Source organism: Janthinobacterium sp. BCJ23 (genome assembly GCF_059617945.1).
Genome location: NZ_JCAQAW010000001.1, coordinates 567,940 through 587,293, shown reverse-complemented (window position 1 = coordinate 587,293; position 19,354 = coordinate 567,940). Strand labels below are relative to the sequence as shown.

Genomic DNA, 19,354 nt, shown 5'->3' with positions numbered 1-19,354 from the left:
ATTAGACGCCCGGCACCGTGTTCTTCCCTTCAATCAGTTTATATCCCTTGCCATCGAAGCCGTAGCGCGCGTGGTTGTTCAGGGGCGTGGCGATGCGCGGCGGGTCTTCGTCGGGCTTGACCGTGACGCCGGGCTTGATCTTCTCGGAAGCGCCCTTGAAATCGATCAGCAAGTCATCATAGGCGCCGCCATTGCGCGCCGGCGCGAAGCGCCAGTTCCCCTTGACCATCCAGCACTCGTCCGTCTCAGGCCCGCAGGCGCCCATATTGTCCGAATACAGGTCGATGGCGCCATCGAGTGAGGTGACCTTGCCGTCGCCGATTTCAAACAGGGCCAGTTGCGTGATGGTGTAGCCCTGGCCCGTATAGCCATGGCGGATAGCCAGTCCCGGCTTGTTCGCGCCCAGCATGACCCAGTGGACTTCGCCGAGTTGCCCCGACGAACCCAGGGCGGCGATGTTTTCCAGGCGTTTCACGACTTGCCACTGGCCGTCTTCCGGCTGGCCCTTGGGCGCCAGGAAAAAGACATTCAGCAGTCCCGGCGAAGCATGCGCCGATTCGGCCGTGCCTTCCGTGTTGGCCGTTTCCGCATTCGCTACCAGGATGGCGCTGCCATCGGGCAGCAGCTTGTGGCTGACGGCGCTGACCACGTAACTGAGCTTGTCGACGTGGTTATCGGGATCGGGCAGGTCGGCCAGCGCATCTTCGCTGTCGCTGCGGTAGTCCTTGCCGAAGACGGCGCGCATCATGCCCACTTCGCGCTCGCGCGCCTGGGGCGTGTTCATCGCTTCCGTCCTCGGTGCGGTGGCGGATGGCGGCGGCACGTGTTCGGCCGATGCGGTGTCTGCTGCGGCAGCGGCAGCGGGGACTTCGGTGACCACGTCAGCTGCCAGGTCGGCGCTGGCGGGGGCGGTCTTGTCCGAGCAGGCGCCGAGCAGCGCGGATGCCATCAGCAGGACGAGCGGGGTGCGGTAATTCATAGGCAGGGCAGATTGCGTTCATGGAGAATGGGCGCAGTATGCCAGATAGATGAAAGCGAGGGAGCGCGGCCTGGCGGCCGGTCCCTCGTTTCCTTGCCCGCAGGGGGCGATTTTGCAATTGACCGTGGCGCTTATTTTTCCAGCGCCACCTTGTCATCGCGCCGCAGCGGCGCCTTCTGGCGGCGCAGTTTCGCCATGCCGCGCTTGAGCAGGTGCTCGAGATCGTCGATGTAGGTGAACACGGCCGGCACCACCAGCAGGCTCAACAGGGTTGACGTGATCAGGCCGCCGATGACGGTAATGGCCATCGGCGAACGGAAGCTGGGGTCGGCGCCCCAGCCCAGCGCCAGCGGCATCATGCCGGCACCCATGGCGATGGTCGTCATCAGGATGGGGCGGCTGCGCTTGTGGCAGGCGTCGACCAGCGCATCGAAGCGGTTCATGCCGGCCTGGCGCGCCAGGATCGCATAGTCGACCAGCAGGATCGAGTTCTTGGTGACGATCCCCATCAGCATGATCAGGCCGATCATCGAGGGCATCGACAGGGCGCTGCCCGTAATCAGGAGCGCCACGAAGGCGCCGCCGATCGACAGCGGCAGCGCCGCCAGGATGGTCACCGGCTGCATGAAGTCCTTGAACAGCAGCACCAGCACGCAGTAGATGCACAGCACGCCGATCAGCATGGCAAGGCCAAAGCTGGCGAACAGCGAGGCCATCTCCTGCGCGTCGCCCAGTTCGGCGATCTTCACGGATGGCGGCAAGTTCTTCATCGACGGCAGCGCGCGCGCCTCTTCATTCAGTTCGCCCAGGGTGCGCGAACCGAGTTCCACGTCGAGGGTCACGTTGCGGCTGCGGTTCAGGCGGTCGATCTGCGCCGGGCCGCTTTCCATCGTCACCGTGGCCACGTTCGCCAGGCGCACGGGACCATTCTTGCCGGGCACGGTCAGGCGCTCGATGGCTGCCAGGTCTGCGCGCACGCTGTTGGGCAGCTTGACGCGGATCGGCACTTGCCGCTCGGGCAGGTTCATTTTCGTCAGGTCCGTGTCGTAGTCGCCGGCCGTGGCCACGCGCACGGTCTCGCCGATGGCCGCCGCCGTCACGCCCAGGTCGGCCGCCTTGGCGAAATCGGGACGCACGATGATTTCCGGGCGCACCAGCGAGGCGCTGGAATTGACGTTGCCGATGCCTTTCAGGCCGCGCAGTTCGCGCTCGACCTTTTGCGCCGCGGCCATCAGCGCCACCGGGTCTTCCGAGCGCAGCACCAGCTGCATCTTGACGCCCGTGTCGGGCGGTCCCACCGTGAAGCGGGCGCCGGGGATGGTATCGAGCTTCTGGCGCAGCTGGGTTTCCAGGTCCGCCATCGATTCCTTGCGCTCCGTGCGGTGCACGGTGGTCAGGGTCAGCACGGCGCGGCGCGCCTCGGCCGCCGCGCCGGGGGCGAAGGCGTCGCCGCTGGAGCCGCCGCCTATTGAACTGAAGACGCCCTGGATACCCGGCGTACGCATGGCCGCATCGCGCGCCAGGGCTGCCACGGCCTGCGTTTCGCCCAGGGTGGAGCCGGGCGGCAATTCCAGGTTGATCTGCGTCTGCGCGCGGTCGGCGGCCGGCACGAAACCAGTCGGCAGCAGCGGCACGAGCGCGATGGCGCCGACAAAGAACAGGGCCGCGGCGATGGCCGTGATGCCGCGGTGGTTCAGGCACCAGCGCATGACCGTCAGGTAGCGCGTCATCAGCCAGCCATCCTGCTCTTCCTTGTGCGGCAGCGGTTTCAGGATATAGGCCGCCATCATCGGCGTGAGCAGCCGCGCCACCACCAGGGACGCCAGCACGGCCAGCACGGCCGTCCAGCCGAACTGCTTGAAGAACAGGCCGGGAATGCCGCTCATGAAGGCCGTCGGCAGGAACACGGCCACCAGCGCGAAGGTGGTGGCGATGACCGCCATGCCGATCTCGTCGGCCGCTTCCATGGCCGCTTCCATCGGCGACTTGCCCATGCGCAGATGGCGCTCGATGTTTTCGATTTCCACGATGGCGTCGTCGACCAGCACGCCGACGACGAGGGCCAGCGACAGCAGGGTGACGGTATTGAGCGTGTAGCCGAACCAGTAGATGCCGAGGAAGGCGGGCATCACGGACAGGGGCAGGGCGGCGGCGGCCACCAGGGTGGCGCGCCAGTCGCGCAGGAACCACCACACCACCAGCACGGCCAGCAACGCGCCTTCGTACAGCAGCTCCATCGAGCCGTCGAAGTTTTCCTCGACGGGGAAGGCATTGTCGATCGACTGCTGCAGCACCACGTTCGGGTTTTCCTTCTGCAGGTCGGCGATGGCGTCGCGCGCGCCCTTGGCGACAGCCACTTCGCTGGCACCCTTGGTGCGGAATACTTCAAAGGCGACGACCGTCTTGCCATCCTGCTCGGCCAGCGCGCGCGGTTCGGCGATGGTGTCGCGCACGGTGGCGACCTGGTCCAGGCGCACATGGCGTCCGTCCGGCAACGGCACTTCCACGCGCGACAATTCATCGGCCGTTTTCACTGTGGCGATGGTGCGCACGGACTGCTCGGCGCCGCTGATGTCGCCCCTGCCGCCAGGCGCTTCGCGCTGCACCAGGCGCAGCTGGCGCGACACGTCGAGGGCCGACACTTTCAATGCGGCCATGCGCGCCTCGTCGAGTTCGACTTGGATCTCGCGGTAGACGCCGCCGACTCTGGTGACGGCACCCACGCCGGGCACGGTCAACAGGCGCTTGGCCACCGTGTTGTCGACGAACCAGGACAGGTCGGGAGAGTCGAGCGGGTTGTCCACGCCCGGCTTCGCCGTGGCGATAAAGGTCAGCACGACCCTGCCGGCCGTGGAAGCCTTGGTGACGGTGGGGTCGCGCAGTTCGGCCGGCATGTCCGCCTTGACGCGCGCGACCGCGTCGCGTACATCGTTGACGGCTTCGGCGATCTGCTTTTCCAGGATGAATTCGACGGTCACCGTGACGACGCCATCGAGCACCTTGGTGTAGATGTTTTTCACGCCTTGCAGGGTGGCGACGGAGTCTTCGATCTTGCGCGCCACTTCCGTTTCCAGCTGGGCTGGCGCGGCGCCGGGCAGCACGGCGCTGACGGTGACGATGGGCAGTTCGATGTCGGGGAAATCCTGCACCGGATTGGCCTTGTAGGCCAGCAGGCCGGCCAGGGTCAGCAGCGCGAACAGCATGATGGCCGGGATCGGGTTCTTGATCGAGAGGGAGGAAAAATTCATGGCCTCTCCTTACTTTTTCGCGGCCGGTGCTACGGCAGCCTTGGCCGCTGGCGGAGCCTGTACATTGCGTACCAGGTCGCCGTCATTGAGGAAGCCTGCGCCGCTGACGACAATCGTCGTGTCGGCCGTGATGCCACCAAGGATTTCAATGCGGTCGCTCAGGCGCCGTCCGGCCTGCACCTTGATCTGGCTGACCCGCTGGTCGGGATTCAGGCGGAAGACATAGCTGAAACCATCGCGCACGGCGATCGCCTGCTGTGGCACGGTCAGCGCGCCCGAGGTGCCGAGTTCGAATTCGCCGCTGGCGTACATGCCGGCCTTGAACGGCGCATTGCTGCCCGTGCCGGCAGGCAGGTCCACGTACACGAGGGCGGAACGCGTCTGCGGATCGACGGTAGGAGCGATCATGCGCACCTTGCCTGTCAAGACGCTGCCGTTGGCCGCCTTCACTTGCGCCAGGGTGCCTGGTTTCAGATTCAGCAGCTCGGTGGCCGTCACTTCGGCGCGCCATTCGAGGCGGCCCTGGCGGATCATGCGGAACAGTTCCGTGCCGGCGCCCACGACGGAACCGACGGTGGCCGAACGCGAAGAGATGATGCCGCTGTCAGGCGCCGCCACCTGCGTGTATTTCAGGCGCAGCTGCTGCGACGCCAGCTGCGCCTTGGCGGACGCGATGCGCGCGTTGGCCGTCTGCTCGGCCGTCAGGTACTGGCTGATCTGCTGCGCGCTGATGGCGCCCGTGCTTTGCAGCGAGCGGGCGCGCTGCGCGTTGGCGGCCGCTTCCGCCGCATTGGCTTGCGCTTCCAGCACGGCTGCCTTGGCCTGCGCCACGTCGGCGTTCACCGTGTCGTTCGAGAACACGGCCAGCACCTGGCCGGCGCGCACGACGTCGCCCACGTTCACGCGCACGTCGGTCAGACGCAAGCCGTTCGATTCGCTGCCGATGACGGCTTCCTGCCAGGCGGCCACGTTGCCGTTGGCCTTCAGCTTGATGGGCAGGCTGGCCGTCTGCGGCTTGGCCGTGGTGACGGTGAGCGCCGGTTTTTGCGCCGCGTTTTTATCCTTGGCGTCGTCGGCCGCCATGGAGGAAGGGGAGTACAGGGCCACGCCCGCACCCAGCATCACGCAAAGGGCGGCCAGGACGAGCGCCATCGGTTTCAAGGTCATTTTTTTCATGTTGTGTATCCGTCAGGGGGCGTTGTTGGCGATGGCGCTGCTGGTCCAGCCGCCGCCGGCGGCGCGGTACAGCGCCACCCAGGCGGCGCTGCGTTCGCGCTCGAGGTTGACCACCGTATTTTCAGCGGCCAGGCGCGTGCGGCGCGCGTCTTCCAGTTCGATCAGGCTGGCCAGGCCATTCTTGTAGCGGTCTTCCGTGGCGACAAACGACACGCGGTAGCCTTCCAGTGCCGTTTTCGCATGGCTGCTGCGCTCGTCCGTGCTGGCCAGGTTGACCAATGCTTCTTCCACTTCGCGCACGGCCTGGCGCACGCCGGCGCGGTATTTCACCACGGCTTCGTCGTAGCGCGCCGTGGCCGCATCGATCTGCGCGCGGCGGGTGCCGCCGTCGAAGATGGGCAGGCTGACGGCCAGCGGGCCGATGCTCCAGGTGCTGGCCGTGATGCTGGTGCCGCCGGCGCGGATATTGCCCTTGCCGATGGAGCCGGCCAGGCTCAGGCGGGGATAGCGCTGCGCCTGCGCACCGCGTACTTCGAAGCTGGCGGCCGCCACTTCGCGTTCGGCGCTGTAGATGTCTGGGCGCTGGCCCAGGGTTTGCGCCGGCAGTTCCGCAATCGCCACGGGCGAGGGCAGGATGGCGGGGCTGGCCGCCAGCTTCTCGCGCAGCGACGCTTCCGGCATGGCCGACAGGGCCACCAGCGCCTTGATATTCACGTCGCAGGCGGCGCGCTGTTCGATGGCGCGGCTGGCGCCTTCGGCGGCGCTGGCGCGTGCCAGCGCCGCATTGGCGGGCGGCTGGAAGCCGGCGCCGGCGCTCAGTTCCGTCAGGCGCGCCGAGTCGCGGCGCGAGACGGCATCCTGTTCGGACACGGCCTGCAATTGCTGGCAGGTGCGCAAGGCGTAGTACTGGTTCGCCACTTCGGCGGCCACCGAGACGCGGGCTTCATGCCATCCCGCTCGGGCGCTGTCGTAGCGCTCCTGGGCCGCGTCGCGCGTGGCGCGGTTGGCGCCGAACACGTCGATTTCCCACGACGCCTGCAAGGCGGCCTGCGAGGTGGTGCCGCTGGGCTGTGCCGATTGCTGGCTGGTGCGTACCACGCTGCCCGTCGCGTCCAAGATGGGCGCCAGCGCGGCGCCGCTGGCGATGCGGTCCGCGCGTGCCTGCACGATGCGCGTGCCGGCGGCGGCGATGGTCGGGCTGACCTGTTGCGCGTCGCTGATCAATTCCACCAGCAGGCTGTCGCCCTGGCCCTGCCACCAGCTGGCCAGGTCCGTCAGCTTGCCGTTATGCGGCAGCGGCGCCTGCCACTGCGCGGGCGCGCTGGCGGCCACCGCTGCGGGCGGCCCTTGCAGGGCGCAACCGCCCAGCGCCAGCACGATGCTGGCGGCCAGGGCACGTTGAACGGTGCATCGAATAGTCGTCATGCTGGTCCTTCTGCTTGTCGTTGAGTGGTAGAGGAGGAGGGCGGAGTGGCCAGGCGCCGTCGCTCCACGTCGGCCATAGCCAGCGCATAGTCGGTCAGGCGCGCGAGCCAGGTGTCGATCGCATGCGGCGATTCCAGCAGTTGCGGGCGCAAGGTGTGCAGCACCTCGGTGCCCACCATGTGCTGCAGAGCCAGCGAAGCGATGGAAAACGCCAGCCGGTGCATGTCGTCGCTGTTGTCGGGCGCGCCCAGGTGGCGCGCCAGCACGCGCGTGAGCGCTTCGTGTTCGGGGCGGATGTTCTGGTCGATTTCGCGCGTCCACAGGCCCGTCGGTTCGAGCATTTCGCGGCACCACAGGCGCATGCAGTCGCGCGCGATGTCGCCCTGCTGCATGGGAGCGAGCAATTGCGCATAGAAGCCTTGCAGGCTTTGGCGCAAGGTGAAATGCGGTTGCTCGTACAGGGCGATATTGTCTTGCGGGTCCGCTGACTGCTGCGCAAAGGCGGCGCGGTACAGTCCCGCCTTGTCGCCAAAATAATAGCTGATGGCGGCGGCGTTGGTGCCGGCCGCCTGCGCCAGCTCGCGCGTGGACGTCTTGGCGTAGCCTTGCTCGGCAAACAGGCGGATGGCGCTATGCAGCAGCCGCTCGCGCGACTGCTCGCCGTCGGAGCGGGGCTTGCGCCCGTCGTCGGCATGGAAAGTGGGGATGGCGTTTTTTTCAATCATGCCGGAGATTTAATCATATATCTCAAACGATTGATATAACTAAGCCGGTTGATTTAGTTAAGAAAGGATGAAGATAATGAAAAACGCAGGCAAAAAAAAGCCCGCGGTTGTATTCGCGGGCTGAATCCAATGTTCGGAGAACGAATTGGAGGAGACAGTTCTACTATAGCGCTGAAAATGGTGCAGTGCAATACCGTAGAACTACTGTATCGGCCTCTTTTCGATGGCAAAAAGCCCGTATTCCATGCTGCGGCGCACAGAAGCTCAGGTCTTGCTGCGCAGGGCCAAGGTAAACGTGCTGCCCGAGCCGTAGTCGCTGTTGAAGAACAGGGCGCCGCCGATGGCGTTGGCCAGGTTCTGGCACAGGTACAGGCCCAGTCCCGCGCCTTCCACGTGGCGCGTGGAGGTGGAATCGAGCTGCGAGAAGGCCTGGAACAGCTTGGCCTGGTCTTCTTCCTTGATGCCGGCGCCGCTGTCGGCGATGCTCATTTCCGTCACCAGCACGCCGTCTTCGTCGCGCTGGGCCAGGCTGATGCGCACCGTGCCCTGTTCCGTGAACTTGATGGCGTTGTTGAGCAGGTTGATGAGGATCTGTGTCAGTGCGCGGCGGTCCGTGTCGATGATGGCGGGAGATTGGCCCGGCTCGCCCAGTTCGAGTTCCAGCGCCAGGCCTTTTTGCTGGGCCAGGGGACGCAGGGTGTCGGCCACGTCGGCCATCAGTTCCTGGCAGTGCACGGGTTCTATCGACAGGGTCAGCTTGCCCGCCTCGATCTTGGCCACGTCGAGGATGTCGTTGATCAGCGAGAGCAGATGGCGCGCGCTGGCGCGGATGGTGTTCAGCTGCTTGTCCTGGTCCGACGTCAGGGGGCCGGGCAGTTTCATCAGCAGCGCGCCCGTGAATCCGATGATGGCGTTGAGCGGCGTGCGCAGTTCATGCGACATATTGGCGATGAAGGCGGACTTCATGCGGCTCGCTTCGGCCAGCTCCAGGTTTTTCAGGGCGATTTCGCGGTTGATGGTTTCCAGTTCGGCCGCATGGTGCGCCAGGCGCATGTTCAGCTCGATCACCTGGCGTTCGCGCGCCTGCAGTTCGCCGTTGACCTGCACCGCCTGTTCATACGTGGAGATCAGCAGGTCGAGGATTTGCTGGCGTTCCGCATTGATGAAATGCTTCTGGTCGCCCAGGTACAGGGCGATGCCGATTTCCACGTTCTGGTTCTTGCGCAGCTTCTGGTTCATCAGCATGTGGCTGATGCGGTTGAGCAGGTAGTCTTCCGCGTAGGGCTTGCGGATGAAATTGTCGGCACCGCACTCGATGCCGCGGATGATGTCCTTCGGATCGTTGAGCGAGGTGACGAGGATCACGGGGATGTCGCGCAGGGTCGGATCGGACTTGATGGCGCGGCACAGGTCGTAGCCATTCATTTCAGGCATGACGATATCGGACAGCACCAGGTGCGGCTTGCGCTCGCGGATGGCGGCCAGGGCCAGCTGGCCATTCGCCGCCACGCGCGCGTTGTAGTGCAGCGACTGGATCAGGCGGCGCAAGCGCTCCGCCTGGGTCGGGCTGTCCTCGACGATCAGGATCTCGATTTCGTCAGGCTTGATTTGGTTGTTGGAGTCCACAGACCTCTCCTAGGATTTCAGTGTGGTGATGCTGGGCGCCGTGAGCGCGCAATATCGACATCGTATGACTATATCGGATTTAGGTCTGCAAAAGTAACTTCCAAGTAACTATTTTGGCCACAGGCAATGCTGTGGCCGCCTGTCAGTTTTCGCCCTGGAACTGGCCTGCGCGATAGGTCAGCACGAGGGTGTCGCGGTGGCCGTGCTCGCCGACGGGCTGTATCGGCGTCGATTCGTGGATGACGGCAGCGTCGTCGAGCAGCAGCAGCGACCACGGCTCGGTCAGGGTAAAACGCTTGCCGTTGGGGCCATCCGCTTCGAAGATGCGCGTCTCGCCGCCCTTGACCTGTTCGCGCCCGATCAGCAGCACGGCGACGAAATCGACGCCATCGCGGTGCGCGCCTTCCGGCGTGGGGCGGCCGATGCCGTCGGTCGTATCGATGCGGAACTGGTGCGCTTCGATGAACCACGGCTGGCTGCCCTTGACTTGCGAGCAGACGTCACCGAGCGCGCGAATCAACTGCTGCCAGGCCGCTTGCGCGACGATAGCCGCTTCGACCGGTTCGAACAGGCGGTGCATGCCGCCGTGCAGGGCGTTGTATTCCACCGGTTGCCAGTGCGGACGGTGCGCCGTCTGCGTCAGGCGTTCGCCATCCTGCACGAAGCACGAGTGGCGCCGGCGGCGATAGCGGCCGCCATCCTTCAGGTAATTGTCCAGCGCCAGGGTATTCCAGCTCCCTTCCAGCGCGCGCAATGCGTCCAGCGGGCAGCCAGCCAGCGCGGCCACGTCCTGCGGGCGCAGGACGGCATAGCCGTCATCGCGCAAGGCTTCCTTGACGTGGGACGGGTCGGTAAAGATCGGTGCGGAAGTGCTCATGGCGGTGCGGCCGCAACGCGGCCTGTCTCAGTTTATCCAGCCTGGCATTCTACGACTTCGCGGCGTTTCCTGTGCAGTCCGATAAGAATTATTCTTGTTTACTTAAAAATTCTTTACCAGGGTCAGGCGCAGCGAGCGCGATTCCACCGGATGGAAGTGGATGTCGTCGACGGGCTGCGCCTCGCCGGGCAGGCGCGAGGCATAGTAGTAATCGATGGCCGAGTCGCGCCGGTTGGCCAGGTTGTAGCCTTCGACTTCCACGCGCAAGGTCTTGTCGATCTGGTAGGCGATGCGCCCGTTCAAGCCCACGCTGGCCGACGAGCGCACGCTGTTGTCTTCCATCAGCGGGCGCGGGCCGAAGTAGCGCAGGCGCAAGGAGCCCGACCACGGCCCTGGCGGCGTCACCGTCAGGGCCAGCTGGGCCACGCCTTCGATGGCGCCGGGGATGAAGTCGCCCGCCGGGTCGCTGCCGCGCGAGCGTGCGCGCGCATACGCGAGGTCCAGGTCCAACGACAGCCATCTGGCCGCCTTGTAGTAGCTGGAAAACTCGATACCGTAGCGGCGGCTGGGGCGGCCCGCCTCGGTGGCGCCCGCGTCGCCGATGAACAGCAGTTCGGAATCGAAGTCCAGGCGGTACAGCGACAGCGACGTTTGCAGGCCGGCGATGGCGGCGCTGCGCAAGCCCAGTTCCAGTCCGCGCGAGCGCACCAGCGGCGTGACCTTGTCGGCCGCTTCGCCCGTTTTAGGGTCGACCGTGATCGTCGTGCCGCGCGCGTCGTTGCTATGAAAACCATTGCCAATGTTGATATACGCTTCCGTATCGCGCCACGGTCCGGCGATCACGCTCAGGCTGGGACTGAACAAATGGTCGCTGGCCTTGCCTGAATTTTCCGGCCGGTCGCTGCGCACGTCGAAGCGGTAGGCGTCCGCGCGCAGGCCGGCCACGGTGCGCAGCCAGCGCGACCAGCGCGTGCTGTTTTCGCCATACACGCCGATGCTCGATTCGACGATATGGTCTTGCCGCGTGGCCGATACGACCTGCCGCTGCCGCGTGTTGTACAGGCCATTGTGGATATTGTCGTTCTGTAGCTGCAGGCCGATGGTGGTGTCGCTGCTGCCCCTGTCCGTGTGGCGGTGCCAGGTGTGGCTGGCGTCGAGGCCGGCCGTCACGCGCCGGTCGGGCTGGGCGAACTGGTCGCCGTTATCGGGGTCGTCCATCGCATACGTAAAATTCGAGAACAGGGCCAGGCGGTTGGCGATCACATACGCGCTGACTTTGGACGACATGTCGTCCGTCGTCTGGCGCCAGGCGCCCGACAGGCTGTAGCGCTGGGCCTTGCCGCCATCGCTGGCATCGATGGCGTCGAAGCGCCCCAGGGTGCCGTCCTGCACGGCACGCAGCGGAATCTGGTCGGTGGCGTTCCAGCTGGCGTCATACGCCATGGCCGTGACGTTGAAGCCGTTGTTGGCATAGCCTTCGCTGTAGCGCAGCACGCCATTGCGCTTGCGGTAGCGGTCCGGCTGCGTGAACGGGCCGTCGTTGCGCTGCGCTTCGAGCGCGTACAGCAGGCTGCCGTCGCCCGCATCGAGCGTATCGGCCAGCAGGGCACGGCGAAAGCCGTTTTGCCCGACGCCCACGCTGGCGATGCCCTGCGTCAGGCGGTTCGCGTAGACGACGGACGCCGCGCCCGCCGAGGAGAAATCGCCTTGGGCCGCCGAATACGGCCCCTTTTTGTAATCGAGGCGCATGGCCAGTTCGGGGATCAGAAAGTTCAGGTCCGTCCAGCCCTGCCCGTGGCCATGGCTGCGCTGGTTGACAGGCATCTCGTCGACGGTGGTGCGCAAGTCCGTGCCATGATCGAGGTTGAAACCGCGCAGGTAGAACTGGTTGGCCTTGCCTTCGCCGCTATGCTGGCTGACGATCAGTCCCGGCACGGCTTCGAGCAATTCGCCGGGCCGGTAGCTGGTGCGCGCATCGAGCTGCTGTTGCGTGACGCTGCCCGCGTTGGCCGAATCGGCCACGCCCAGCTGGTTCAGGCGCGAACCGTCGATCAGCACGCGCTGGAAGATGTCGTCGGCGTGGGCGGCGGTGGCTGAAAACAGGGCGGCGAGGAGCAGGGGAAGAGAGCGTGGCGTCATGGATGTAATAGGGGGCGGGCCTTAGCGGATCGGCAGTTCCGTGTTCTGGCGGTCGAAAATCAGCGTCTGGATGGCGCCGCTGTCCTGCACGTTGAGGGTATTGCGCTGGCTGGGCAGGAAGTCGATCAGCAACTGGTTGTGGATGCGCGTGGCGGGGGCCAGGCGCGTGCGTTCGAGCTCCTGGAAGATGACCACATTGTCGGCGTTGACCTTCATGCCGACCCAGTTCAGGCGCAAGCGTTTGCCATCCGGCCCCACGAGGTAAAACTGTTTTTCCACATAGCGGCGCAGCGCCGCTTCGCTGTCTTCCTGGCCCAGGTCGAACTGGCGCTGGTACAGGTTCGTCAGCAGTGCCTCGACGTCGTGGCCCGTGTAGGTGTGCACCACTTCCGTGCTGCCGCTGGCCGCGTTGTAACTGATGTCGGCGATACCCATGTGGAAGTTGTGGGCGCCGGCCGCCATGCTGGCGCAGGCCAGCAAGGCAGCGCCCAGCGCGCGCCAGCACTTCATGCCTCGTCGCCCTTGGACGCGCCGCCGTTGTGGCCTTTCAGCGGCGTATGGAAATCGCGCATCAGGTTATCCTTGGGCGACTTCTCGCTCTTGAACAGCTCCAGGCGCGATGGCGTGATCTTGCGCGGCCAGCTATTGTTGCTCGTGTCGATGTCGGCCGTTTCCCAGTACGGGTCTTGCACCAGACCCACCATCGGCTCGTCCGTGATGACGACCTTGGTGATTTTCTTCGGCGAGTAGCGCCACACTTCGGCCGGCACGCGCTCGACGTATTTCTTGCCGCTTTTCAGTTCGATCTCGAGGATCAGGGGCATGACCATGCCGCCCACGTTCGACAGGTCGACCAGGTACAAATGCTTGCCCTGTTTCAGCAAGTCCTTTTCCCACGGTTCCAGGGCGGCCAGCGCTTCGGCGTAGGCGTTGCGGTCCTTGTTGGTGACCGTGAAATCGTCGTGCTGGTTGTAGAAATCCTTGAGCTCCGGATGCGCATCGACGCGGCGCGCCATGCCCTTGTTGGCGCGGCTCGTGACGGATTCGGGCTGGGCGTCCTTTTGCGCCTTTCTCCACGCTTTTTCCGTGGCCGGATCTTTTGAACTCACGCCGTATTCGCTGATGCCGTCGATGCTGATGTCGACCGGGTCGGTCGTATAAAACCAGCCGCGCCAGAACCAGTCGAGGTCCGTGCCGGAAGCGTCTTCCATGGTGCGGAAAAAGTCGGCGGGCGTGGGGCGCTTGAACTTCCAGCGCTGCGCATATTCCTTGAACGCGTAGTCGAACAGTTCGCGCCCGAGGATGGTTTCGCGCAGGATGTTCAGGCCCGCCGCCGGCTTGGCGTAGGCGTTGTTGCCGAACTGCAGCAGGGATTCGGAATTGGTCATGATCGGCACCTGGTCGCGGCTGCGCATGTAATCGGCGATCTCGCGCGGTTCGCCGCGCGAGGCCGGATAGTTCTCTTCCCACGCCTGCTGCGCCAGGTATTGCACGAAGGTGTTGAGGCCTTCGTCCATCCACGTCCACTGGCGCTCGTCCGAGTTGATGATCATCGGGTAGTAGTTGTGGCCCACCTCGTGGATGATCACGCCGATCAGGCCATACTTGGTGCGCTTCGAGTAGGTCAGCTCGCCCGTCTTCTTGTCTTTCACCGGACGGGGACCGTTGAACGAGATCATCGGATACTCCATGCCGCCCACGGGGCCGTTGACGGAAATGGCCGTCGGGTACGGGTAGGCTATGCTGTACTTGTTGTACTGTTCGATCGTGTGCACGATGGCTTGCGTGCTGTACTTTTCCCACAGCGGATTGCCCTCTTTCGGATAGTAGGACATGGCCATCACGTCGCTGCCGCCCTTCTTGTAGCCCTGTGCATCCCAGATGAACTTGCGGCTCGAGGCCCAGGCGAAGTCGCGCACGTTGGCCGCCTTGAAGTGCCACGTCTTTTGCGCGCGGCTGACGGATTTCTCGGCCGCTTCCGCTTCCTTTTGCGTGACGATGACGACGGGCTTGTCGCTGCCGCGCGCTTTTTCCAGGCGCTCGCGCTGCGCGGCAGACAGCACGTCCTGCGGATTTTGCAGCTGGCCCGTGGCGGCGACGATATGGTCGGCGGGCACCGTCAGCTGCACGTCGTAGTCGCCGAATTCCAGCGTGAATTCGCCCGAGCCGAGGAACTGCTTGTGCTGCCAGCCGGCCGCGTCGTAATAGGCCGCCATGCGGGGGAACCACTGCGCCACTTCGAACAGGGCGTTCTTGTCGTCGAAGACTTCATAGCCGGCGCGCCCGCCCAGCACCTTCTGTTCGTTGATGCGGTAATCCCAGTCGATCTGGAAGGCAAAATCCTGGCCCGGTTTCAAGGGCTGCGGCAGGTCGATGCGCATCATGGTGCGGTTGATAACGTACTTCAAAGGCTGGCCATCGGCGCCCGTCAAGCGGCGGATATGGAAGCCGCCCTGGAAGTCGCCGCGCGCGAGGATGCCGCGCAAGCCTTCGAATTTCATCGTGTCTTCGCCCGCCGTCTTGGCCCACGCCTGGCGCGAGGGCGCCGTGGCCATGCGGCGCGCGTCGGAATCGGGCTTGTAGATATTCTGGTCCAGCTGCACCCACAGGTAGCCGAGTGTGTCGGGCGACTGGTTGTGATAAGTGATGGTGCCGCTGCCGGTGATCTCGCGTTTGGCTTCATCGAGGGTGGCGCGGATCGTGTAGTCGGCGCGCTGCTGCCAGTAGGCGTGGCCTGGCGCGCCGGAGGCGGTGCGGTAGGTATTCGGGGTGGGCAGCACTTCTTCGAGCTGGCGGAACTTGTCGTCGAATGGCTCGGCGGCAAAGGCCGATACGGTAAAGCACAGAGCCAGCGAAGCGACGGAGCCGAAAAGTATGCGCATGATCACCCTGATGTTGTTGTAAGGAAATAGTGGCAACTATTCTATACGCAGGGTGGGGCCATCCATGTATCGATTTGTAATAAAGAAAGGCGGATTTCGCGCCAGCTTTTGCGTGGCGCTGTCAGGGTGATGTTTTGCCTGATTTTGCTCGGGAAAGCGGAGCTTTCACTCACTTTTCATCAGGCTGTCGCGCAACTGGTTCAGCTGTTGTTTCATGTCCACAACCTGCTCCACGCTGCAGTGGCTGGCCGCCAGGATGGCCTCTGGCAGCAGGGCCGCCTCGTGGCGCAGCTGGTCGCCCTGCGGCGTGAGGGAAATGATGACCTGGCGCTCGTCGCTGGCTGCGCGCGTGCGCGTGAGCAAGCCCGATTGTTCCATGCGCTTGAGCAAGGGCGTCAGGGTGGCCGAGTCGAGGAACAGGCGCTCGCCCACTTCCGACACCGTCAAGCCGTCGCGCTCCCACAACACCATCATCACCAGGTATTGCGAATAGGTGAGGCCGAGCTTGCGCAGCAGCTTGCGGTACAGCTTGTTCATGGCAAGCGAGGTCGAGTACAGCGCAAAGCACAGCTGGCCGTCCAGGCGCGGCACCTGGTGCAAGGGGTTGGTAGTGGTAGTGGTATCCATGGGCACAGTATATATAGTGCGCTACTTAGTTGCAAGCGACCTCAATGCCGCCAGCGCCTGTGCATCGAGCCTGAGCGCGCCGGCCGCGACGTTTTCACGCAGATGCGCCACCGACGAGGTGCCGGGAATGACCAGCATGTTCGGCGCGCGCTGCAGCAGCCAGGCCAGCGCCACCTGCATCGGCGTGGCTTGCAGGGCGGCCGCCGCCTGGTTCAAGGTATCGGACTGCAGCGGCGAAAAGCCGCCGAGGGGGAAGAACGGCACATAGGCGATGCCTTGCGCGGCCAGGGAGTCGATCAGCGCATCGTCCGCGCGGTACGCCAGGTTGTAGTGGTTCTGCACGCAGACGATGGGGCTGATGCGCTGTGCCTCGGCCACCTGGGCCGCATCGACATTGGACAGGCCGATATGGCGCACCAAGCCTTCGCGCTGCAGCTGCACCAAGGTGGCCAGCGGCCCGGCAAGCGACGAGCCGTCCGGGCCAGCCATGCCCGGTGCGCGCAGGTTGACCACGTCGAGCACGTCCAGGCCCAGGTTGCGCAGGTTGTCGTGCACGGCGTCGCGCAGCTGCTGTGGCGACGCGGCCGGCAGCCAGGACTGGTCGGCGCCGCGCATGAAGCCGATCTTGGTGACGATGGTCAAGCCGCCGCGGTAGGGATGCAGCGCTTCGCGGATGATCTGGTTGGTGACGTGCGGGCCGTAAAAATCGGACGTGTCGATATGGTTGACGCCCAGTTCGATGGCCTCGCGCAGCACGGCGACGGCGGCGGTGCGGTCTTTCGGCGGTCCCCAGACGTGCGGGCCGGCCAGTTGCATGGCGCCGTAGCCGAGGCGGTTGAATACGATGTCGCAATGGGCGGGCGTGAATTGGTCGCGGGCGGGGGAAGGCGTGTGCATGGCAGCTCCTGTGTGGTGGTCGAGTAAGGGAGCAGCCATCGTAAGGCCGATTGCGCTGTATGATAATCGGTTCAATCCGGCACAGGCTGTACTCATTTACGCACAATGAAAGCGCTACTCATGCATGCAGACAACCCTTCCATGGCCGATCTGGCCGCCTTTGCCCTGGTGGCCCGGCACCACGGTTTTCGCCAGGCCGCGCGGGCCAGCGGGCAGTCCGCGTCCGCCATGAGCGAAGCGCTGCGGCGGCTGGAACAGCAGCTGGGCATCCGCCTGCTGGAACGCACGACGCGCAGCGTGACGCCGACGGCGGCCGGTGCGCTGCTGCTGACGCGTTTGCGCCCGGCGCTCGATGAAGTGAGCAGCGCGCTCGATGTGCTGAACGACTTGCGCGACAGCCCGCGCGGCACCTTGCGCCTGAACGTGCCGGTCAACGCGGCGCGCTTCTTTTTGCAGCCCATGGTCGACCAGTTCTTGCGCGCCTATCCGCAGATCAGGGTCGAGCTGGTGGTCGATAATAATTTTGTCGATGTCGTCGCCAGCGGCTGCGACGCGGGCATCCGCTATGGCGAGCGGCTGGAGCAGGACATGATCGCCATCCCCATCGGCCCGCGCACGCAGCGCTTCGCGGTGGCGGGCTCACCGTCCTACCTGGCGCAGCGCGGCGTGCCCGTGCATCCGCGCGACCTGCTGCGGCATGCCTGCCTGCTGGGGAAATTCCTCAGTGGCGCGGTTCCACCGTGGGAGTTCGAGCGGGACGGGCAAAAAGTGAGCGTGGAGCCGGACGGCCCCGTGATCGTCACGCCGACGGCGGCCGATTTTGCGGTCAGCATGGCCATCGCCGGCCATGGCCTCGTCTATCTGTTTGAAGAGTGGTTGCAGCCGTATATCGATGCGGGCCAGCTGCAGCCCGTGCTGGAAGACTGGGCGATGCCCTTTCCCGGCCCGTTTTTATACTATGCGGGCCGGCGCCATCTGCCAGCGCCGCTGCGCACCTTCATCGATTTCGTGCAGGCCAATTTTGCGCAGTTTCCTCAGTCCGCCGGATAACGCTGGCGTAGTAACTGCAGCATCGCGACGTTCTGTTCCCACGCGTCGCTCACGGGCTGCTGCGTCCACGGCAAGGTTTGCGTGTACGGCGCGGGGCCGAATTCCGGCGTGAACGTCATGCGTTCGGCGCCGGCCGCGCGGCGCAGGGCGACGATGGCATCCCACCAGGCCAGGTGGGCGTCGAGCGCAGGTTTCGCTTCCGGCGCGCGGAAGTCGGCTACTTGCGGCCCCTGCGCATGGCCCACGCGCGCGTGCACGTGGCGCACCAGCGGCAGCACTTGTGCCAGCGTGTGCGGCTGGTCTTCCAGCAGCGATTCGCAGGCGCAGCACCAGTGCGACAGGTCGGCCGTCAAGGGCAGATCGGGATACTGCCGCAGATACGGCAGCAGCAGCATCGGGTGGCCGCTGAAACGGCTGCGGTGGATTTCATGCACGATGGGCACGCCGTGCCTGGCTGAGATGGCGGCGGCCAGGTCGAGCAGTTCTGCGTTTTGCGCCTGCGTATAAAAATCCTTGCCCGTGTGCGTGTTGACCAGCACGGGGCGTGCCAGGCAGGCGTTTTCCAGCAGTTCGGCGAGAGCGGCGCGGTGCAGCGCGAAGTCGCTGTGGAACACGGTTTCCCACTGCGCGGCGATCAGTTGCAGTCCCGCCTTGGCGATGCGGTCCGTCCATTCCTCGCGCAGGGCGGCGTCGAGCGGTAGCGACATCTCGATGCCATCGAAGCCGGCCGCCGCTACCCTGTCGATGAAGACGTCGGGCGGCAGCGCGTTATTGCCCCAGTGGGCGGCGAAGACGTCGATGCGCATCAGACGAAGCCCCGCACGGGGAAGGAGTCGTCGCGCTGGATCCAGTTGTGGGCCGCGTATTGTGTCCGGCCGTCGGTGGCGTGCAAGGTGTAGGCGTGGCGCGACACGGGCGAGCGGTTCGGCGCGCTGTAATGGGGCAGCAAGCCGTGGAAGCAGACGAGGGCGCCCGCCTTCACTTCCAGCGGCACGGCCGTGCTGTCGTCGGGCCACGGCATGGCATCGAGTTTTTCCACGCGCACCTGGTCGCCGTTGCGGATGAAGCGTTCGCGCAGGGGGCCGCGGTGGCCGCCCGGTTCCGCCCACAGGCAGCCGTTTTCCAGGGTCGCGTCTTCCAGCGCGAACCAGAACGTGGTCACGCTGATCGGCGTGGTTTCGAAATACGTGGCGTCCTGGTGCCAGCGCACTTCGCCGCCGATGCCGGGCTGCTTGAAGATGTACATCGATTGCCACACCTGCGCGTCCGCCAGGCCCAGGTCGCGTGCCACTTCAGCCAGTTTCGGATCGGCCGAAAAAGCGCGGAAGACGGGGTCCAGGTCGTGCATGGCGTGGCCGATTTTGTTGATCGACAGCGATTTGGCCTGCTTCAACTGGCCGTCCGGACCGAACGCTTCTTCCTCGAAGAAGCAGCGGATGGTGTTGTCGGACGCGAGGAAATAATCGTTGGTGTTCTTTGCCTGGTCGCGCGTGGTGAAGATGGATTGACTCAGGCTGGGATCGAATTCGTTGACAATCTGCTCGGCACGCGCGCGCAGGGCGGCGATGTCGTCCGCACCCTTGAAACCGGGCAGGATGATGTAGCCGTCGCGTTGATACTGTTCTTGTTGTTCGATCGTTAGCATGGCGGCGGCTCCTGAAGTCAGTGGAAAGCGCCATTGTAGGATGGGCGAGGGCGGCAAA

General features: G+C 64.9%; 15 protein-coding genes. 1 reads left to right on the top strand and 14 read right to left on the bottom strand.

Annotation, left to right across the window (positions count from 1 at the left end):
• Position 1: 1 nt before the first annotated feature.
• The 12 genes from AC54AG_RS02610 to AC54AG_RS02555 all read right to left on the bottom strand — a co-directional run bounded on the left by AC54AG_RS02610 (position 2) and on the right by AC54AG_RS02555 (position 16,601).
• Positions 2–979, bottom strand: a complete 978-nt coding sequence (locus AC54AG_RS02610) for a hypothetical protein (RefSeq protein ID WP_034747205.1) — start codon at positions 977–979, stop codon at positions 2–4.
• Between the two features lie 131 nt (positions 980–1,110).
• Positions 1,111–4,227, bottom strand: coding sequence for an efflux RND transporter permease subunit (locus AC54AG_RS02605; RefSeq protein ID WP_496629425.1), 3,117 nt, complete (start codon positions 4,225–4,227; stop codon positions 1,111–1,113).
• A 9-nt stretch (positions 4,228–4,236) separates the two neighbouring features.
• Positions 4,237–5,403: an efflux RND transporter periplasmic adaptor subunit gene (locus tag AC54AG_RS02600; protein ID WP_496629424.1), complete on the bottom strand. Its 1,167-nt coding sequence runs from the start codon at positions 5,401–5,403 to the stop codon at positions 4,237–4,239.
• A 12-nt stretch (positions 5,404–5,415) separates the two neighbouring features.
• Entirely contained in the window at positions 5,416–6,828 is a 1,413-nt protein-coding gene (locus AC54AG_RS02595; RefSeq protein ID WP_257620203.1) for an efflux transporter outer membrane subunit, read from the bottom strand.
• Complete coding sequence (locus tag AC54AG_RS02590; RefSeq protein ID WP_219327782.1) at positions 6,825–7,553, bottom strand: CerR family C-terminal domain-containing protein; 729 nt, start codon at positions 7,551–7,553, stop codon at positions 6,825–6,827. Before AC54AG_RS02590 ends, AC54AG_RS02595 begins: the two co-directional genes overlap by 4 nt.
• 264 nt (positions 7,554–7,817) lie before the next feature.
• A complete protein-coding gene (locus tag AC54AG_RS02585) occupies positions 7,818–9,179 on the bottom strand; it encodes a hybrid sensor histidine kinase/response regulator (RefSeq protein WP_219327781.1) in 1,362 nt (453 codons plus the stop codon).
• A 142-nt stretch (positions 9,180–9,321) separates the two neighbouring features.
• Entirely contained in the window at positions 9,322–10,056 is a 735-nt protein-coding gene (locus AC54AG_RS02580; RefSeq protein WP_072455622.1) for a 2OG-Fe dioxygenase family protein, read from the bottom strand.
• Positions 10,057–10,158: 102 nt separating this feature from the next.
• Positions 10,159–12,195: a TonB-dependent receptor gene (locus AC54AG_RS02575; protein WP_496629423.1), complete on the bottom strand. Its 2,037-nt coding sequence runs from the start codon at positions 12,193–12,195 to the stop codon at positions 10,159–10,161.
• Positions 12,196–12,216: 21 nt separating this feature from the next.
• A complete protein-coding gene (locus tag AC54AG_RS02570; RefSeq protein ID WP_219327778.1) occupies positions 12,217–12,705 on the bottom strand; it encodes a DUF6702 family protein in 489 nt (162 codons plus the stop codon).
• A complete protein-coding gene (locus tag AC54AG_RS02565; RefSeq protein ID WP_496629422.1) occupies positions 12,702–15,077 on the bottom strand; it encodes a M1 family metallopeptidase in 2,376 nt (791 codons plus the stop codon). The genes AC54AG_RS02570 and AC54AG_RS02565 overlap by 4 nt, the downstream gene beginning before the upstream one ends.
• A gap of 165 nt (positions 15,078–15,242) precedes the next feature.
• Complete coding sequence (locus AC54AG_RS02560; protein WP_219327776.1) at positions 15,243–15,704, bottom strand: MarR family winged helix-turn-helix transcriptional regulator; 462 nt, start codon at positions 15,702–15,704, stop codon at positions 15,243–15,245.
• Between the two features lie 21 nt (positions 15,705–15,725).
• Positions 15,726–16,601: an oxidoreductase gene (locus tag AC54AG_RS02555; protein WP_496629421.1), complete on the bottom strand. Its 876-nt coding sequence runs from the start codon at positions 16,599–16,601 to the stop codon at positions 15,726–15,728.
• Positions 16,602–16,721: 120 nt separating this feature from the next.
• Here AC54AG_RS02555 and AC54AG_RS02550 point away from each other — a divergent pair, with 120 nt between their 5' ends.
• Positions 16,722–17,651 (top strand): LysR family transcriptional regulator, encoded by a 930-nt coding sequence (locus AC54AG_RS02550; RefSeq protein ID WP_331776951.1) that lies wholly within the window; start codon positions 16,722–16,724, stop codon positions 17,649–17,651.
• On the opposite strand, the gene AC54AG_RS02545 is transcribed toward AC54AG_RS02550, so the two are convergent.
• Entirely contained in the window at positions 17,636–18,457 is an 822-nt protein-coding gene (locus AC54AG_RS02545; protein WP_072455608.1) for a sugar phosphate isomerase/epimerase family protein, read from the bottom strand. The two genes, AC54AG_RS02550 and AC54AG_RS02545, sit on opposite strands and share 16 nt — an antisense overlap.
• Positions 18,457–19,296, bottom strand: a complete 840-nt coding sequence (locus tag AC54AG_RS02540) for a phytanoyl-CoA dioxygenase family protein (RefSeq protein WP_034747250.1) — start codon at positions 19,294–19,296, stop codon at positions 18,457–18,459. Before AC54AG_RS02540 ends, AC54AG_RS02545 begins: the two co-directional genes overlap by 1 nt.
• Positions 19,297–19,354: the final 58 nt, after the last annotated feature.

Excerpts from the sequence above, each read along its gene's own strand:
- AC54AG_RS02610 (WP_034747205.1), bottom strand. The coding sequence starts at position 979 with ATGAATTACCGCACCCCGCTCGTCCTGCTGATGGCATCCGCGCTGCTC.
- AC54AG_RS02605 (WP_496629425.1), bottom strand. The coding sequence starts at position 4,227 with ATGAATTTTTCCTCCCTCTCGATCAAGAACCCGATCCCGGCCATCATG.
- AC54AG_RS02600 (WP_496629424.1), bottom strand. The coding sequence starts at position 5,403 with ATGAAAAAAATGACCTTGAAACCGATGGCGCTCGTCCTGGCCGCCCTT.
- AC54AG_RS02595 (WP_257620203.1), bottom strand. The coding sequence starts at position 6,828 with ATGACGACTATTCGATGCACCGTTCAACGTGCCCTGGCCGCCAGCATC.
- AC54AG_RS02590 (WP_219327782.1), bottom strand. The coding sequence starts at position 7,553 with ATGATTGAAAAAAACGCCATCCCCACTTTCCATGCCGACGACGGGCGC.
- AC54AG_RS02580 (WP_072455622.1), bottom strand. The coding sequence starts at position 10,056 with ATGAGCACTTCCGCACCGATCTTTACCGACCCGTCCCACGTCAAGGAA.
- AC54AG_RS02575 (WP_496629423.1), bottom strand. The coding sequence starts at position 12,195 with ATGACGCCACGCTCTCTTCCCCTGCTCCTCGCCGCCCTGTTTTCAGCC.
- AC54AG_RS02570 (WP_219327778.1), bottom strand. The coding sequence starts at position 12,705 with ATGAAGTGCTGGCGCGCGCTGGGCGCTGCCTTGCTGGCCTGCGCCAGC.
- AC54AG_RS02565 (WP_496629422.1), bottom strand. The coding sequence starts at position 15,077 with ATGCGCATACTTTTCGGCTCCGTCGCTTCGCTGGCTCTGTGCTTTACC.
- AC54AG_RS02560 (WP_219327776.1), bottom strand. The coding sequence starts at position 15,704 with ATGGATACCACTACCACTACCAACCCCTTGCACCAGGTGCCGCGCCTG.
- AC54AG_RS02555 (WP_496629421.1), bottom strand. The coding sequence starts at position 16,601 with ATGCACACGCCTTCCCCCGCCCGCGACCAATTCACGCCCGCCCATTGC.
- AC54AG_RS02550 (WP_331776951.1), top strand. The coding sequence starts at position 16,722 with ATGCATGCAGACAACCCTTCCATGGCCGATCTGGCCGCCTTTGCCCTG.
- AC54AG_RS02545 (WP_072455608.1), bottom strand. The coding sequence starts at position 18,457 with ATGCGCATCGACGTCTTCGCCGCCCACTGGGGCAATAACGCGCTGCCG.
- AC54AG_RS02540 (WP_034747250.1), bottom strand. The coding sequence starts at position 19,296 with ATGCTAACGATCGAACAACAAGAACAGTATCAACGCGACGGCTACATC.